The organism is Mesorhizobium sp. LNHC229A00, assembly GCF_000502415.1.
GTDB lineage: Bacteria > Pseudomonadota > Alphaproteobacteria > Rhizobiales > Rhizobiaceae > Mesorhizobium.
Genome location: NZ_AYWQ01000253.1, coordinates 1 through 273 on the forward strand (window position 1 = coordinate 1; position 273 = coordinate 273).

Consider the following 273-nt stretch of genomic DNA (forward strand, 5'->3'; position numbering starts at 1 on the left):
GATCGAGATGGTGCGGTCGACGTCGATGCCCAGCAGTGCGGCCATCTTGCGGTCCTGCTCGCAGGCGCGTTGCGCCCGGCCAAGCGAGGTCTTGTTGACCAAGTACCAGAACAGCGCCAACAGCAAAGCGGTGACGATGACGATGATGATCTGCTTAAGCGACACGCTGACGCCGTTGATGTTGTAGACTTGGCTGACCATCGGCGGGATCGGCTTGTTGCGCGGGCCTTGCGTCACCTGGACGAAGTTCGAAAGCGCGATCGACATGCCGAT

At 60.4% G+C, this 273-nt stretch carries 1 pseudogene; it reads right to left on the reverse strand.

Features of this window, described 5'->3' with window-relative positions:
- Positions 1 to 273, reverse strand: a pseudogene (locus X742_RS0139990) (branched-chain amino acid ABC transporter permease LivH); the annotation flags it as partial.